15 protein-coding genes are annotated in these 14,978 nt (G+C 41.0%); 8 read left to right on the top strand and 7 right to left on the bottom strand.

Going from position 1 to position 14,978, the window contains the following annotated elements:
- Positions 1-596 precede the first annotated feature (596 nt).
- The 4 genes from L1267_RS16235 (at position 597) to L1267_RS16250 (ending at position 4,518) form a co-directional block, all read left to right on the top strand.
- Positions 597-827 carry a helix-turn-helix domain-containing protein gene (locus L1267_RS16235; protein ID WP_168246765.1) on the top strand — a complete coding sequence of 77 codons (231 nt, stop codon included), beginning with the start codon at positions 597-599 and terminating at the stop codon, positions 825-827.
- Positions 828-875: 48 nt separating this feature from the next.
- On the top strand, positions 876-2,219 hold the full coding sequence (astB, locus tag L1267_RS16240; protein WP_235383437.1) for an N-succinylarginine dihydrolase: 1,344 nt from the start codon (positions 876-878) through the stop codon (positions 2,217-2,219).
- Positions 2,220-2,222: 3 nt separating this feature from the next.
- Positions 2,223-2,732 (top strand): GNAT family N-acetyltransferase, encoded by a 510-nt coding sequence (locus tag L1267_RS16245; RefSeq protein ID WP_235383438.1) that lies wholly within the window; start codon positions 2,223-2,225, stop codon positions 2,730-2,732.
- Between the two features lie 97 nt (positions 2,733-2,829).
- Entirely contained in the window at positions 2,830-4,518 is a 1,689-nt protein-coding gene (locus L1267_RS16250; RefSeq protein ID WP_235383439.1) for a methyl-accepting chemotaxis protein, read from the top strand.
- A gap of 37 nt (positions 4,519-4,555) precedes the next feature.
- Here the strand turns inward: L1267_RS16250 and L1267_RS16255 are convergent, their stop codons facing one another.
- On the bottom strand, positions 4,556-4,996 hold the full coding sequence (locus L1267_RS16255) for a hypothetical protein (RefSeq protein WP_138558229.1): 441 nt from the start codon (positions 4,994-4,996) through the stop codon (positions 4,556-4,558).
- A 227-nt stretch (positions 4,997-5,223) separates the two neighbouring features.
- On the opposite strand from L1267_RS16255, the gene L1267_RS16260 reads away from it, so the two are divergent.
- Together L1267_RS16260 and L1267_RS16265 are read left to right on the top strand one after the other, a co-directional pair.
- Entirely contained in the window at positions 5,224-6,222 is a 999-nt protein-coding gene (locus tag L1267_RS16260) for a DUF4382 domain-containing protein (RefSeq protein WP_235383440.1), read from the top strand.
- Positions 6,223-6,336: 114 nt separating this feature from the next.
- Positions 6,337-7,932 carry a carboxylesterase/lipase family protein gene (locus L1267_RS16265; protein ID WP_235383441.1) on the top strand — a complete coding sequence of 532 codons (1,596 nt, stop codon included), beginning with the start codon at positions 6,337-6,339 and terminating at the stop codon, positions 7,930-7,932.
- A 32-nt stretch (positions 7,933-7,964) separates the two neighbouring features.
- Here the strand turns inward: L1267_RS16265 and L1267_RS16270 are convergent, their stop codons facing one another.
- The 3 genes from L1267_RS16270 to L1267_RS16280 all read right to left on the bottom strand — a co-directional run bounded on the left by L1267_RS16270 (position 7,965) and on the right by L1267_RS16280 (position 10,397).
- Positions 7,965-8,684: an SIR2 family NAD-dependent protein deacylase gene (locus L1267_RS16270; protein WP_235383442.1), complete on the bottom strand. Its 720-nt coding sequence runs from the start codon at positions 8,682-8,684 to the stop codon at positions 7,965-7,967.
- Positions 8,681-9,703, bottom strand: a complete 1,023-nt coding sequence (locus L1267_RS16275) for a Kelch repeat-containing protein (RefSeq protein WP_235383443.1) — start codon at positions 9,701-9,703, stop codon at positions 8,681-8,683. Before L1267_RS16275 ends, L1267_RS16270 begins: the two co-directional genes overlap by 4 nt.
- A gap of 64 nt (positions 9,704-9,767) precedes the next feature.
- On the bottom strand, positions 9,768-10,397 hold the full coding sequence (locus tag L1267_RS16280) for an NAD(P)-dependent oxidoreductase (protein ID WP_235383444.1): 630 nt from the start codon (positions 10,395-10,397) through the stop codon (positions 9,768-9,770).
- 102 nt (positions 10,398-10,499) lie between these two features.
- On the opposite strand from L1267_RS16280, the gene L1267_RS16285 reads away from it, so the two are divergent.
- Together L1267_RS16285 and L1267_RS16290 are read left to right on the top strand one after the other, a co-directional pair.
- Positions 10,500-11,384 carry a LysR family transcriptional regulator gene (locus L1267_RS16285; protein ID WP_138558233.1) on the top strand — a complete coding sequence of 295 codons (885 nt, stop codon included), beginning with the start codon at positions 10,500-10,502 and terminating at the stop codon, positions 11,382-11,384.
- A gap of 46 nt (positions 11,385-11,430) precedes the next feature.
- Complete coding sequence (locus L1267_RS16290; RefSeq protein WP_135926818.1) at positions 11,431-11,682, top strand: TIGR03643 family protein; 252 nt, start codon at positions 11,431-11,433, stop codon at positions 11,680-11,682.
- A 2-nt stretch (positions 11,683-11,684) separates the two neighbouring features.
- Here the strand turns inward: L1267_RS16290 and L1267_RS16295 are convergent, their stop codons facing one another.
- The 3 genes from L1267_RS16295 to L1267_RS16310 all read right to left on the bottom strand — a co-directional run bounded on the left by L1267_RS16295 (position 11,685) and on the right by L1267_RS16310 (position 14,878).
- Positions 11,685-13,001: a methyl-accepting chemotaxis protein gene (locus L1267_RS16295; protein WP_235383445.1), complete on the bottom strand. Its 1,317-nt coding sequence runs from the start codon at positions 12,999-13,001 to the stop codon at positions 11,685-11,687.
- A 208-nt stretch (positions 13,002-13,209) separates the two neighbouring features.
- A complete protein-coding gene (locus tag L1267_RS23780; protein WP_063529392.1) occupies positions 13,210-14,526 on the bottom strand; it encodes a methyl-accepting chemotaxis protein in 1,317 nt (438 codons plus the stop codon).
- A gap of 97 nt (positions 14,527-14,623) precedes the next feature.
- Positions 14,624-14,878 carry a YfhL family 4Fe-4S dicluster ferredoxin gene (locus L1267_RS16310; protein WP_135926816.1) on the bottom strand — a complete coding sequence of 85 codons (255 nt, stop codon included), beginning with the start codon at positions 14,876-14,878 and terminating at the stop codon, positions 14,624-14,626.
- Between the last annotated feature and the right edge of the window lie 100 nt (positions 14,879-14,978).

Here is a 14,978-nt window from a genome sequence, read left to right on the forward strand (position 1 = left end):
CAAGGGCGCGAAAACATCGAAGTGGCCGAGGTAGCGCCTCATCAGAGCCCGTATATAAGTACGCAATCACATCAGCTTAATGTAAAAAAGGCTTGTGCAATCGGAGGAGTCCATATAAGCGATTTTACATCGCGTTTTATTCTCGTATCCTCCTACCTCAACCATGTCGCGGCATAAAGCCGCTGCTCCCCGTAGGCGTCACGCTAGCTTGGCGCGCGAAACAAAAAGTTAAGATTCAAGTTACGAGATACGGAGGTGCGAGCATGTAGCAGCGATTTCACATCGCGTTTTTCCTCACTCAACAATAATAACACGCATCATTAAAGTGCATTACAGTACTTACCTTTCACTATTTTAGTGCCTAATATCAGGAGCGCCCTTACCGCCGAATATTAACCAATTGATTTTTAATACATTTAAATTTAATGACGGTTTGGCACAGATCTTCCAATAGCTAAAATGAACTGGCACTAACAAGGAGACTAACGTGACTAACTTCTTTCACACTCTTTATCTACTTTGGCGATTAGACATCAGCACATGGCAAATGCATGAAGCAAACGATCCGCATAATACTGCAGATTTGGAGCGTCGCTATGTTAAATAATGATCCCGCATTTATTGAAGCACTTAAAAAAATTTCGGTTCATCAACTAACAATTACCGAAGCGTCGGCGCAGTACGACATTCCTAAGCGTGTGTTATACAAAGCTGCACGACAGCAACAAGTTAAACAGAACAAGCAAAAGGCGTATTTAATTGCTACCCAGAAGCGTTTGCAGCAAAGCTTACGCAATGTAGAAATGGAGTTAGCTAGCTTCAGCTAAATAATTTCTGTATGGTTAAAATTTACGCACAACAATGATGGAATAAGTATGCACGCAGTAGAAGTAAACTTTGATGGCTTAGTGGGGCCTACTCACAATTACGCGGGATTATCGTATGGCAATGTCGCTTCACTAAGTCACGCCTCTTCGCATTCAAACCCCAAAGAGGCCGTGCTACAAGGCCTTGAAAAAATGAAGGCGATGCACGAATTAGGTCTAGAGCAAGGTATTTTTGCTCCTCATGCTCGCCCCGACATTAATGTGCTAAAACGCCTAGGCTTTAAAGGCAGCGATAAGCAAATAATCGAAAAAGCATTTAAGGCAGATCCGATACTATTAAGAGCATGTTACAGTGCATCAGCAATGTGGACAGCCAATGCAGGAACAATTTCACCTTCTGCCGATACTCTTGATGGCAAAGTGCACTTTACGGCTGCTAACTTAAATAACAAATTTCACCGCTCACTAGAGCCCGTGACAACTACGGCATTGTTAAAAGCCATGTTTAACGACGAGCGTTATTTTAGCCATCATACTCACTTACCAGATCAAGGCTTTTTTGGTGATGAAGGCGCAGCAAACCATAATCGCCTATGCGACAGTCATGCAGATACAGGGCTTGAGCTTTTTATATATGGTGCAAGTAGTTTTAATAGTGCCTTACCAAAGCCTGTTAAATTTCCTGCAAGACAAACACTTGAAGCATCTCAAGCAATTGCCCGCTTACATCAGCTTAAGCCAGAAAATCAGTTATTTATTCAACAGAACCCTGATGTAATAGACCAAGGCGTCTTTCACAACGATGTAATTGCGGTGGCTAATGGCAATGTACTTTTGTGTCATGAACAAGCATTTTTGAACCAGCCCAGTGCGCTTAAGCAAATTAAACAGGCTTACCTTGGCAATAAACCACTGCATATTATTGAGGTGCCAACCAATAAAGTAAGTATCACAGATGCCGTGAGCAGCTATTTGTTTAATAGTCAGTTGATCACTTTAGCTGATGGCAATATGTTACTTGTTGCACCAAAAGAATGTCAGCGTAATCAAGCGGTACACGACTATATTCAAGAAATGGTTTTAGCGGATAATCCAGTTCAACAAGTACGCTTTTTTGATTTACGCCAAAGTATGCAAAATGGTGGCGGTCCTGCTTGTTTGCGCTTACGTGTTGCACTCAACAGTGATGAATTGGCAGCGGTCAATCCTGGGGTGCGTTTTAGTGAAGAAAAATATAACCAGTTAGTGAGTTGGGCTAATAAGCATTACCGCGACTCTTTAAGTAGTGATGACTTTGCTGATCCACTGCTTTTAACCGAAAGCTATCAGGCACTTGATGAGTTAACCAGCTTACTTAACTTAGGCTCTGTGTATCCATTCCAACAAGAATAATTAATGAAAATTAAAGCAGTTCATTCTATTAAAAGTGTGTCTAAATCACTCAATAGTTTACTGATTGATAGCGTTGCCAGTGGCGCATCAATTGGCTTTCTTGCCCCTTTATCATTAAAGTCAGCCCAAGACTATTGGCAAGGGGTCGATGCCGATTTAACGACCCCTTACCGTCGGCTTTACCTTGCCCTTGATGGTGATACGGTGATTGGATCAGTGCAGCTTTCTTTGTGCGCTAAAGCCAATGGTGCTCATCGTGGCGAAGTAGAAAAGCTAATGGTACATAGCGAACATCAAGGTAAAGGCATCGCAAAGCAGCTAATGTCCAATCTAGAAAACGATGCCCACACTCTAGGCATTAAGTTACTGGTACTTGATACTCGCCAAGGTGATACCGCCTCTTATCTCTATCGTAAACTTAATTATTTAGAGGCAGGCACAATCCCAGACTTTGCGAAAAGCTCAACAGGCGAGCTTGATGCTACCGTGTACTTTTATAAACAGCTTACGTAAATCGCTTAATAGACCTTTTCATATAACCATAAAGTCGACTAATAAAATTTTTTAATACCACTAAAATAGTATTGCGAATTTCTATTAGGAGCGATAAATGGCGCTATCAATAAAGGAACGGGTACTTTTTTTAGCCTTACTTCCCCCTTTGCTCATTGCGATTATGCTGACACTCTACAACTATGTGCAATCAAAACAAAGTGGCGCACAAACAGTAGAAAGTTTTGCTACACAAATGGAAAGCGATCGTAAATCTGAAGTCAGCAATTACCAAAAAATTGCCATGAGTTCAATTGCTCATCTAATAGCTCAAGATAATGGCTCTAATACTGAGGAGCTACAAGATAAGGCAAAAAGCATTTTACGTAACTTACGCTTTGATGATGCTGGTGATACAGGTTATGTATTTGTCTATGACGTTGAAGGCGTCAACGTTGCTCATGGCGTTAACGCCTCACTTGAGGGCAAAAACCTTTATGATTTTAAAGATCCTAATGGGGTTTATTTGATACGAGAGCTCATTAATGCCGCAAAAAGAGGCGGTGGCTATGTGCAGTATTCTTGGAAAAATACCAATGGTAGTGTGAATCCTAAACTCGGTTATGCCGCTTTAGTACCTAAATGGAATTGGGTACTTGGAACGGGTTTTTGGATCAGTGGTCTTGAACAACAAGTTGCAATGACAGAACAACGAGTTAATGAAGGTATCGATAATGCCTTTATAAATACAGTTATCGCTTCTGTATTCGCAGTAGCAATTACAGCAGCTATTGCAATGGTGGTATCGCGCAGTATTACCAACCCTCTACACACAACCGTGCTAGCAATGAACGATATATCACAAGGTGATGGTGATTTAACCCAACGATTAATGGTGAAACGAGACGATGAGCTCGGCAAACTTGGCAGTTCATTTAACCGCTTTGCTGATGACGTGGGTAAAATGGTTATTGATATTCGCCAATCATCGCAATCGATGAATCAAGCGTCACATAAACTCAACGAGCTTCTTGCCAATATGCATGCTGGTATTAATCGTCAACATGAAGAAAGTGAGCAAGTTGCAACGGCAATAAACGAAATGTCGGCAGCTTCAATGGAAGTTGCACGAAGCGCTCAAGAAGCATCAACTGCGGCAGAACATGCCGATCACCTAGTAAAACAGGCTAATAACCAGTTACTTATCGCTATAAAAGTAATTAACGGCCTTGCTAAGCAAGTTGATGAAGGTGCCAATGCGGTTGATCAGCTAAATCAGCAATCTAGCCAAATTGGCAGTGTACTCGATGTGATCCGAAATATTGCAGAGCAAACTAATTTACTGGCACTTAATGCAGCAATTGAATCGGCACGTGCTGGCGAAGCTGGCCGAGGCTTTGCGGTGGTCGCTGATGAAGTGCGTACCCTTGCCAAACGAACTCAAGATAGTACTCACGAAATAGAGGCAATGATTGAGCAGGTTCAACAAGGAACAACAACTGTAAACAGCATTATGCAATCAATAAAATCAGGAAGTGCAACCAGTGTGAACGAAGCAAGCGAAGTCGAAAAAGCGCTCAATGAAGTACTGCTTTCGGTTAATACCATCACCTCGCAGAATGCACAAATTGCCACTGCCGCTGAAGAGCAAACTTCAGTTTCAGAAGCGATTAATCAAAACATGACCACTATTGTTGATATTGCCAACAAGACTGCTAATGATACCGATGTTGCGACCTCATATATGGATGAATTAAATAACACCGCAACGCAGTTAGAACAGAATGTAAGTCGATATAAAACTTAAATATTTAACGATTGTTAAGCAGGTCAAAATAACCTGCTTAACAAAAATCATTGGTTTTTTGTAGCGTTTTTAGCCAGTCAAATAAGTCGTTGTCATAGCGTTTTAGTCGCTGTTGGTGCTTATCATTTAGACTATAAAAAGGTGCTATACATATACGCTTCTCAGCCATAACTATCACAGTACGAATGCCTAACACTGAATAGTGATGAATCGACTGTACTTTTTTTGCATCCATTTGACGGCATTGTCCTAGTAAATTACGGTAATGCACACCATGGCGGCACACAGTAAAATTACGTTTAGAATTAACAACTAACAAACCTAATAACAGCGAAATGCCGCAAACTAAAAAACTAAAAATAAAACTACTCACTTCTGCTTTGCTATTAATAAAACCCACCAATAAAAGCATGTTAAGTGCACTTAACAGTGCAAAGCTCCTAGATTCATAGCGTTTCTCTAAATCGATGACTGTCATTCTTGTTCCTAAGATTTTATTTTTTGCCATGTTGACAACAAAATGTGGAAGAAAAATGGATTTGTTCATTATTGAGATTTTATTTGGCAGTTTTTATTAAACCGCCTTTCACTAGCTTTTAAAAAGGTACAAACGCGCGGATCTTAACTCAGTTAAAGCAATTCAACTTACATTAAGTTTTGGTGACTAAACTATTAATAAATTTTTAGAACACAAGGGAAGAAACAATGAACTTCAAAACTACATTACTTAGCAGCGCCGTTTTATTTGCACTTGTTGGTTGTGGCTCAGACAACGACAAAAAAGAAACTGTAGATCCGCAGCCACAAACTGCGCAATTCACGCTTGGAGTTTCTGACGCACCAGTAACAGGTTTAAAAGCTGTGAATGTTGTGTTCGATTCAATCACGCTTAAAAGCCAAGGTGGTGAAGAGTTCACTTTCGAAACTCGTGAGCAAGATGATGAAACCATGCCTGAAATGGTTAACTTACTAGATTACACAGGTGATGACATTTTCTCATTATTAGAAGATGAAGAAGTGCCAGCAGGTGATTATCAATGGATCCGTGCCGATGTTATTAATGGCGACACAAACGATTTAACTATGACATCGCATGTTGTGTATGAGGATGACAGCATTGCACCACTTGTTGTTAAACGTAAAGGCAACGATGGTATTGGTGAAATCCAACTTGATGGCTTCACACTTAACCAAGCTGGTAATGATTTTGTTCTTGAGTTTGACCTTAAAAAGTCATTAGTTGACCCACAAAATAGCGACGAGATCTTCTTAAAACCTCGCGGTGTGAGATTAGAAAACTTAGCTGAATCGCAAGACATTGAAGGCACGGTAAGCGAAGAGCTAATCGCTTTTTGTGAAACAGATAACATAGACATTGCAATGACTGATGGCTCGTTTGGTCACGCTGTTTATCTATACAACAGCGATATAGAAATGCCAATGGACAACTACGAAGTAAGCGAAGACGACACGCCCGCTGATGCACCACTTGCAACCGCTAACGTTGTTTTCGATAACGAAGATAACCAATACGAATTTGAACTTGCGTTTGTAAAACCAGGTGACTACCAACTAGCTTACACCTGTGCAGCACACATTGATGATGCCGAAACTCAAGACGAAGCATTTACGCTTTATCAAGTAAAACCAATTACAGTCACAGCAGGTGAAGATTTAGACGTATCTTTCACTGTTTCTGAATAAAGTTATTATAACTTTCTTACCAGCATAGTTACTTGAAGCTATGCTGGTTTTCTCGTTGTTACTATATGAATATGTTAATATTATAAGCCATACCTAAACAGCCTAGGCTTTGTTATGACATCGCGTATTCTAAAATCGATTTTTTACTCATCTTTTCTATTAGGTTCTGCCGTATTTTTGCAAGGCTGCCAAGAACAACCTCAATCTGATCATATCGCCGTCACTGGTGGGCTTATTCAAGGGCAGCAGCAAGGGCGATTTATTGCGTATAAAGGCATTCCCTATGCAGCAGCTCCAGTGGGAGAGTTACGCTGGCGAGCACCGCAACCTGTGCCAAAGTGGCAAGATGTAAAAGTACTGAGCGATTACGCCCCTGACTGCATGCAAAAGCCGTTTGCAGCAGATGCTGCACCGCTTACAACAACTCCTTCGGAAGACTGCCTTTATCTAAATGTATTTAAACCGACTAAACACAGCGATACACCTTATCCTGTAGTCGTCTGGATACACGGCGGTGGCTTTGTAAATGGCGGCGCATCACCCGCTGTTTACTCAGGTGAAAGCTTTGCTAAACAAGGGATTATTTTTGTTAGCTTTAATTATCGATTAGGCCGATTTGGCTTTTTTGCTCACCCTGCACTTGCTCGTTTTGAAAACGATGCATTGGGTAACTACGCATTAATGGATCAAATTGCGGCTCTTGAGTGGGTGAAACAGAATATTGCTCAATTTGGTGGTGATGCTTCAAAAGTGACACTGATGGGAGAATCTGCTGGCGGTGCATCGGTACACGCGATGATGCAAACTCCTGCAGCAAATAACTTATTTCAACAAGCGATTATTATGTCTGCTGGCGGGCGAGAGTTATTTAACGAGTTGCCACTTTATAGCAATGACGACTCAGTATTAAGCGCCGAAAAAATTGGTGAAAACTTTGCCAAGCAACACACTATCTTAGGTAGTGATAAGAATGCGCTGGCGGCATTACGTGAATTATCTGCTGAAGAAGTCGTTGGAAACCTCAACCTAAGTACATTAAACAAACAAAGTACTAATGAGTCTACTTACGTAGGTGGGCCAATCATTGATGGCATCATCATAAATGCTTCAACTGAAGCACGTTTGAGTAAAGGCACATTTAGCCATGTTGCTACCATGGTCGGCACAACTGATATGGATTTAGGCTTTGCAAACTTTTCTTCAAAAGAGGCGCTATTTGAAAGCTTTGCTCCTCACTCGATACAAGCCAAAATGGCTTACGATGCACAAGGCGACACCCCACTGCCAATAATTAATTACCAAGTTGGACAGGATGCTTTAATGCAAGAGCCAGCAAGGTTCGTTGCAAAGCGTGTGACAGATATGGGTAATGATGCCTTCTTGTATCGTTTTGGTTATGTAGCGCAAACCTTAGATAAACTCGGTGCTGAACACGCCAGCGAGATTCCGTATTTTTTTAATACTGTGGCAGCGAAATATGGCCATGTCACCACTGAGCAAGATAAGCAAGCTGCTAAAATAATGCACCGTTATGTGACTAATTTTATTAAATTAGGCACCCCAAATGGCCCCGGCCTACCAACATGGCAAGCTTATAAAAATGATGAGTCTTTTATTCTGCAAATGAGTAAATCAGGGACTGCAGAATTTTTACCAGACCCCTTACAAGCGCGGTTAAACATCACAGCAATAAAAGCTGAACAGCAATAATGAAATAAGGCGCTAAATTAAGCGCCTTATTTTTATCCCTGCTGCTGGATATATTCAAGCGCAGTCATTTTTTGGTATGTCACATTAGGATGAAATACATGGGTAGGTTCGGGGTCAACTACTTCAATGGGTATGCCCTGGCTGCGTGCTATATCGAGTGCCATTTGCGTAATATTGACGCTAAAAGAGGTGCCTATAAACACAATTTTATCGGCATCGAGCATGCGCTGTTGCGCCTCAGAAATTCGATAAAGTTCAGTGTAATACTCATCAAATAACAACACGTAAGGCTTAAACGATTCGTTTAGCTTGGGGCTTTCATTATTGATATTGAACACCTCAAGCAATGAGTTGTGTAGGTTGTCTTCGTTAACTTTATCCCACGGCGCATTGAAGGCCATCACATCAACACCTTGATGGTGAAACAGTGTCATTTGATCCAAACGACCATGAATAGCAATATAATCCGTGTTACCGGCTTTGCCATCGAGGCCATCAATATTTTGTGTAATAAGGTTTTTATCGCTCAACCAATGATGCACCTCATTGGGCCCATGGTGTCGATACGTTGCAAAACGATGATAATACCAAGCTAAAAATTCTCGCGGATTGTTTTCGTACATGGCGCGGGTTGCCATTTCCATCGGCGTATAATTTTTACTGCCTATGGTCCAAAATCCATCTTCGCCACGAAAGGTCGGTATACCGCTTGCGGCACTGACTCCGGCACCTGTGATATAAAGTGTATTCATAGTGATAATTCAACCTTATAGCCAAGTGCATCGGCAGTCACTTGTTGATTATTGTCCATACCACCAATACGGTACAAACTACCTTGATGCTCTAATAAACCACGATGATCCATACTTGCAGTTTTAGCTTTTGGCATCATTTGCCAATTGTTTTTATCAACATCAAAACGCCAAACATGATTACTCGCCGGTGCTGGCTTCCCGTTGTATCCGATGCCATTGTAATTATATGGGTTTGCAGAACCGCCCAACATATAGATATCACCATTAAAACTAGTTGCAGCCATACGATAGTGGGCAACACCTGTTGGATGTGGCACGGTACGCCAATCTATTTTTAATGGATTATTAGCATCAATAGTGCCTTTTAAACACTGTGCAACCGCAGCAAAAGAACGACGTTTATCTGCATTGGCCTGCGTTTTTACACCATCACACACTAAAATTGTGTTGCCACTAATTGCCGCTGCTTGGCCAAATACTGGCTGGCCTAAAAATGGCGAAGCCTGTTGCCAAGTATCTGTTTTGGTGTCATAAACTTGTACTAAGTTAACATTACCATCGTTATGCCAACCACTGACTAAATAGATGTAACGTTGTTGGTACGAAAGCGCCACACTGTCATCAACAGGCACGGGCATATTGGCGAGTTGCGTGTAAGAATTCGTAAGTACATCGTAGCGATATACATCAGGGGTAGAAATTTCTTGATGATCCGCACTTACAGTATAGCCACCAAATACATAGGCATGTTTACCAACACCCACTGCGGTGCTCGCTAAACGTCCAACTAGAGGCTGGCTACTCGGTACCGCTTTTGCTGTTCGCCATGCCGACTCACCAACTTTGAGTACCCATACTTTATTATGAATATCATGGTGTGCTTTCCCTTTTCCTATTCCCATAAAACTTAGGAAATAAGCTTGTTCATTTACAACAACTTTTGCGACAGCATTATTTGCAACTGCTTCGGGTAAGGCAGGAATTGTTGCAAGCGCAACAGAAAATAATAGGCTCATATCATGATAAAATCAGCTAAAAAACATCGCATAAGAATACCATTTTATGAGCCTGAGAAAAGTATCAATAAGCGATACTAATACGTTGATTTAAATGCGCTGCAGACTGCGCTTCATCAAGCATCGCTTTCGCATAATCGGTTACTGATATTTTGCTTTCGCCGTTGGCATCAGTAAAGAAGCTATCACCACCAACACGGTATGGGCGCTCTGACTCACCGGGATAAATAACCGCAGCTGGTGATACAAACGTCCATGGCGTATCTGTTGTTGACGCTTTAAATACTTCAAGCGCTTCGCCTTGAGCGATTGCTTCTGCTTTGTATTCAGCAGGAAAATCAGGGTTTGATACAAGCGTTACACCCGGTGCAACTTCTAAGCTACCTGCGCCACCCACCCATAAAATGCGCGTGCCAGTACCGGCAAGTGCATTCAGCAATTGCTGTGCTGTGTTTGCAACAATTTCATGGTTACCTAAAGCACGCCCACCAATTGCCGCAATAACAACATCACTACCTGCAGCAGCACTTGCAATATCGTCTTTTGTTAAATCAAATTCAGTCACAGTAACATTATCTTGCGTTACTTTACTTACGTCTCTTACTAGCGCATTAACTTGATGACCACGTGCTAATGCTTCTGATGTAATGTGGCTGCCAATCCAACCTGTTGCGCCAATAACTGCTAATTTCATGAGGAATTCTCCATTGTTTGTTTCAATGATGGCAGTTTACTTGTTCACTATTTACTGATAAATACACTATATAGATACACATTGTTTCACTTTAAGATACCAATGGATAAACTCAACTCAATTACTAGCTTTGTCGAAGTTGCCCGCACAGGCAGCTTTACTCAGGCCGCTGAGCACTTAGGTTTAAGCAGATTACAAGTTTCTAGGCATATTCAAGATATTGAAAAGTGGCTAAATTTAAGGTTGTTTCATCGCACAACACGAAAAGTCAGTTTAACTCTTCAAGGTGAAGAGGCCCTTAGCTATTGCCAGCAAATACTCAATCAAGTGTCTGACTTACAAAGCCGAGCACACAGCCACAACAACGAATTGGTGGGTACCATTCGAGTTGCCTCTCCGATTGGGCTTGGCCAACATAAACTATTTGATGCCATTGAAGAGTTCACCAAACGCCATCCACAGACGCGATTTGAACTGTTACTCTCAGATAGTTTATCGCAGCTGGTTGATGACCGCGTTGATATCGCTTTGCGTTATATCCACCAGCCCGATGAAGGACTCATTGCCCGTAAGCTAATGTATATCGCAACCGCAGTGTGTGCATCAAACGACTATTTAGCTGCGAGCCTACCGATTAATGAGCCAAATGACTTAACTGCACATAATTGCCTTATTCATAACAAACACAATATTTGGCAATTTCAACGCGACGACAACACTCAAAAAGTGACTGTTAAGGGCAACATTGTTGCCAATGATATGGGTGTGCTTTTAAAAGCAGTAAAACAAGGAATGGGGGTGGCTCATTTACCCTGCGATCTCGCCAATGACTATTTAGCATCAGGTGAGCTTATTAAAGTGCTACCAGAGCATACAACTATAGGCTCTCATTTATGGGCGGTGTACTTATCGCGTAACTTCCAACAAAATGTGGTCAGAGCGTTCATCGACTTTTTAGCTGAGCACTGGCAACACGATATCTTATAATCCAAATCTGCTGCATGTACGTATAAGCAAACAAAAAGGAGTCGTAATGCAGCACTTAGATCATGAAATATCACGCATCATAGAGATGGCGTGGGAAGACAGAACCCCGTTTGAGGCAATAAACCAGCAATTTGGTTTAAATGAAAAAAGCGTTATCGCGTTAATGCGTGAACAATTAACAAGCTCGAGCTTTAAACTTTGGCGAAAACGCGCAGCAGGTAGGCAAACTAAACACTTAAAACTACGAAACCCTGATATCACTCGCGGCTACTGTAAAACCCAGTACAAACATCGATAACGCTACTTGAGTTGTTCAGCAAACTGCCCAACAGCATCAACAACTTTTTGAGCGCCATTTTGTATATCGGCCATCACTTTTCCTGACTCAGTAGCAAGGCTGAAACTTTGTTCTGCCTTGCTTTTACCTAATTGAATGACTCCAACTGTATTTTGTGTAAGCACACGGTTTTGTTGCACCACATCAACAATCTTAATGGTTGCGTTTGAAGTTCTGCGGGCAAGTTGCCTTACTTCATCAGCAACCACAGCAAACCCTCTTCCTTGTTCGCCAGCACGAGCAGCCTCAATTGCAGCATTTAATGCTAATAGATTGGTTTGGTCGGCTATACTTCCTATGCTTTGCACAAGTGAAGCTATTTGTTGCGATTGCTTATCAAGGGCAGCCATTTCTTGCGCTGCTTGTTCCATTTGTTTTGCTAGCGCATCCATAACTTGCACCATGTTATGCAATACTTCAGCACCTTGCTGAGCAATCTTGTCGGTTTCTGTGGAAGTGCTATAGGCTATATCTGCGGCCTGAGAAATAGCCATTTCAAGCTTAACTTGTTCTGTAATGACAGTGGCAAACTTTACAACCTTATAAAGTTCACCTTGCTCATTAAAGATCGGATTATAAGTTGCCTCAAGCCACACAGGATCACCTTGCTTATCGACACGTTTAAAGCGTGAAGCAATAAATTCACCTTGTTGTAGCTTTTGCCAAAAGTCGGCATATTGATCAGAGCCAACTTCATCAGATTCACAAAACATACTATGATGCTTACCAATAATTTCTTGTGCTGTGTAACCAACCCCCGCTAAAAATTGCTCATTTGCTTTAAGCACATAACCATTTAAATCAAATTCAATCACAGCCATTGAGCGATGGATTGCCTTCACTAAATCCTGATTTTCACGGGAGGTTTCAATGGTCCGCGTCAATACGCTTGCATGCAGAGTAATTTTTTGAAATTGCTTATCTTTGTTAACAACACGGTGTAAAAAAACACGCAACCATACTGGGCTATTTTTTGCGTTTATAAGCTGTACAGCTCCCACCCAAACGGTTTGTTCATATAGCGCTTGCTTAAAAAGCTCATAATGGGGTGTTTTTCGGGCAGTATCAGGGACAAAATCAAGTAAAGATTTGCCAAGCAATTGTTTTTCAGAATACCCAAGCTCAGTTAATACGTGCTCATTAACCGAGAGGATATAGCCATCTTCATCAAGCTCTAAAGTAAACATACTCTGGTCTAAAGTATCTTTTACTTGCATAACACTAAATAATTCATTCTCTAAATCGGCAATTCTATTCTTCAATGGCTGAGTAAAAAACATGGCTCTTCTCACCTTAAAATCATATGAAAACAACACAGAGCAGTACTCTAAGAACTACATGAGCTGTAACTTTTAATGATTTTAGCCGAATTGAATGAATAAAAACTCAGCTTTTACGACAATAAGAAGTTTCTCGGGTGAAAATAAGAAATAATTTAATTTTTTGAAATAATAAAAAGCCTAGTAAAACTAGGCTAAGCATATAAGACTATTTAAGTTTGTTTACAAACTGACCAATTGTATCAACCACCTGTTGAGCGCCATGCTGAATATCTTCCATCACTTTACCCGAGTCATTTGACAACGAGAGCCCTTGCTCAGCTTGTATCTTACCTTCTTCTATCACTTTTACGGTGTTTTTGGTTAGTGACTGGTTGTGTTGTACTACATCAACAATTTCTTCAGTTGCTTTTGAGGTTCTTGAAGCTAACTGCCTTACTTCATCAGCAACCACAGCAAACCCTCGCCCTTGGTCACCTGCTCTAGCTGCTTCAATTGCAGCATTAAGCGCTAGTAAATTGGTTTGTTCAGCAATACTACTAATACTTTCTACGATATTTGAAATTTGCTGTGACTGCTTATCGAGCGCCGTTATTTCCTCTGCAGCTTGCTCCATTTGCTGAGCAAGATCTGCCATCACCTTCATCGTGTTACGCAAAACATCAGCTCCTTGCTGAGCCAGTTTGTCCGTCTCAACCGATGTGCTGTAAGCTATTTCTGCAGCTTGCGTGGTTGCCAGTTCACGGTTTACTTGTTCAGTAATAACCGTTGCAAACTTCATAACTTTATATTGCTCACCAAAATCATTAAAAATAGGATTGTATGACGCTTCAAGCCACACGGTGTTACCGTATCGGTCAACACGCTTGAAACGATCAGCAATAAATTCTCCTCGCCTTAATTGCTGCCAAAACTGCGCATATTCAGATGACTCCACAACCTCTGATTCACAAAAAATACGGTGATGCTTGCCAACAATCTCTTCTTTCTTATAACCCATAGAATCTAAGAACAGCTGGTTTGCATTAATGACTTTTCCTTCAAGATCAAATTCAATAACAGCCATTGAGCGGTTTATCGCATTAATAACATCACTATTTTCACGAGATGTGGCAATTACATCCGTACATACAGAACCATAAATAGCATAATAATTAAATTCACCATGCTCATTTAAAACTGGTTGAACAATAATACACAGCCACTCAACCTGCCCATCATAACGAGCAACCTGCATTTGCCCTACCCAGTGTCGTTGATTTGCAAGTGCATTATTTAAGTCTGAAAACTGATAAGTATTGCGTGATTGAGGGGTTATAATCGTTTGAAAAGGAGCATCAATTAACTTTTCATGTGGATAACCAAACTCATTTAAAAAGTTTTGATTCATGTAAGAAATCGTACGATCTTTACGAAGTTTCAATACCAGCATTTCTTCATCAATGCCTGAAATAAGGCCCTTGAGTGGATGGAGCTCAGCATTTAATGCTGCTATTTCATTTTGTAATGCTTTATTGAACCACATATAACGCCCTAGATTAAATCACTAACATATTGTTGTTAATGTGATTGTAGAACATTCAGTATGAGATGCTAGTTTTGGGCACTTATATCGATAAGGATTAGCAAGCCTGTGAGGTTAATTTGACATACTTGTCGGCTAATTCATCTAGTGACTCTCGGTGATTTGGGTCTGGCTTAATGCAGTCAATTGGACACACACTCACACAGGTAGGATTATCATAATGCCCAACACATTCAGTGCATTTGTTAGGGTCAATTTGATATATCTTCGCCCCCATATAAATAGCCTCATTCGGGCACTCAGGATCACACATGTCGCAGTTAATACATTTGTTATTGATGAGTAATGCCATGACACACCTTTAAGCACGATGATGGAGTATTGCCTTTAAAAGCTAATCTAGAATTCAAAAAGCAGCGAAAATTGCAGCCGCGTAATATAGATGGCTGCGA

The sequence above is a fragment of the Pseudoalteromonas sp. OFAV1 genome, from assembly GCF_021532595.1.
GTDB lineage: Bacteria > Pseudomonadota > Gammaproteobacteria > Enterobacterales > Alteromonadaceae > Pseudoalteromonas > Pseudoalteromonas lipolytica_C.

What these genes read in the sequence shown, in the direction of transcription:
- L1267_RS16235 (WP_168246765.1), top strand. Translation starts at nt 597, where the DNA reads ATGTTAAATAATGATCCCGCATTTATTGAAGCACTTAAAAAAATTTCG.
- astB (WP_235383437.1), top strand. Translation starts at nt 876, where the DNA reads ATGCACGCAGTAGAAGTAAACTTTGATGGCTTAGTGGGGCCTACTCAC.
- L1267_RS16245 (WP_235383438.1), top strand. Translation starts at nt 2,223, where the DNA reads ATGAAAATTAAAGCAGTTCATTCTATTAAAAGTGTGTCTAAATCACTC.
- L1267_RS16250 (WP_235383439.1), top strand. Translation starts at nt 2,830, where the DNA reads ATGGCGCTATCAATAAAGGAACGGGTACTTTTTTTAGCCTTACTTCCC.
- L1267_RS16255 (WP_138558229.1), bottom strand. Translation starts at nt 4,996, where the DNA reads ATGACAGTCATCGATTTAGAGAAACGCTATGAATCTAGGAGCTTTGCA.
- L1267_RS16260 (WP_235383440.1), top strand. Translation starts at nt 5,224, where the DNA reads ATGAACTTCAAAACTACATTACTTAGCAGCGCCGTTTTATTTGCACTT.
- L1267_RS16265 (WP_235383441.1), top strand. Translation starts at nt 6,337, where the DNA reads ATGACATCGCGTATTCTAAAATCGATTTTTTACTCATCTTTTCTATTA.
- L1267_RS16270 (WP_235383442.1), bottom strand. Translation starts at nt 8,684, where the DNA reads ATGAATACACTTTATATCACAGGTGCCGGAGTCAGTGCCGCAAGCGGT.
- L1267_RS16275 (WP_235383443.1), bottom strand. Translation starts at nt 9,703, where the DNA reads ATGAGCCTATTATTTTCTGTTGCGCTTGCAACAATTCCTGCCTTACCC.
- L1267_RS16280 (WP_235383444.1), bottom strand. Translation starts at nt 10,397, where the DNA reads ATGAAATTAGCAGTTATTGGCGCAACAGGTTGGATTGGCAGCCACATT.
- L1267_RS16285 (WP_138558233.1), top strand. Translation starts at nt 10,500, where the DNA reads ATGGATAAACTCAACTCAATTACTAGCTTTGTCGAAGTTGCCCGCACA.
- L1267_RS16290 (WP_135926818.1), top strand. Translation starts at nt 11,431, where the DNA reads ATGCAGCACTTAGATCATGAAATATCACGCATCATAGAGATGGCGTGG.
- L1267_RS16295 (WP_235383445.1), bottom strand. Translation starts at nt 13,001, where the DNA reads ATGTTTTTTACTCAGCCATTGAAGAATAGAATTGCCGATTTAGAGAAT.
- L1267_RS23780 (WP_063529392.1), bottom strand. Translation starts at nt 14,526, where the DNA reads ATGTGGTTCAATAAAGCATTACAAAATGAAATAGCAGCATTAAATGCT.
- L1267_RS16310 (WP_135926816.1), bottom strand. Translation starts at nt 14,878, where the DNA reads ATGGCATTACTCATCAATAACAAATGTATTAACTGCGACATGTGTGAT.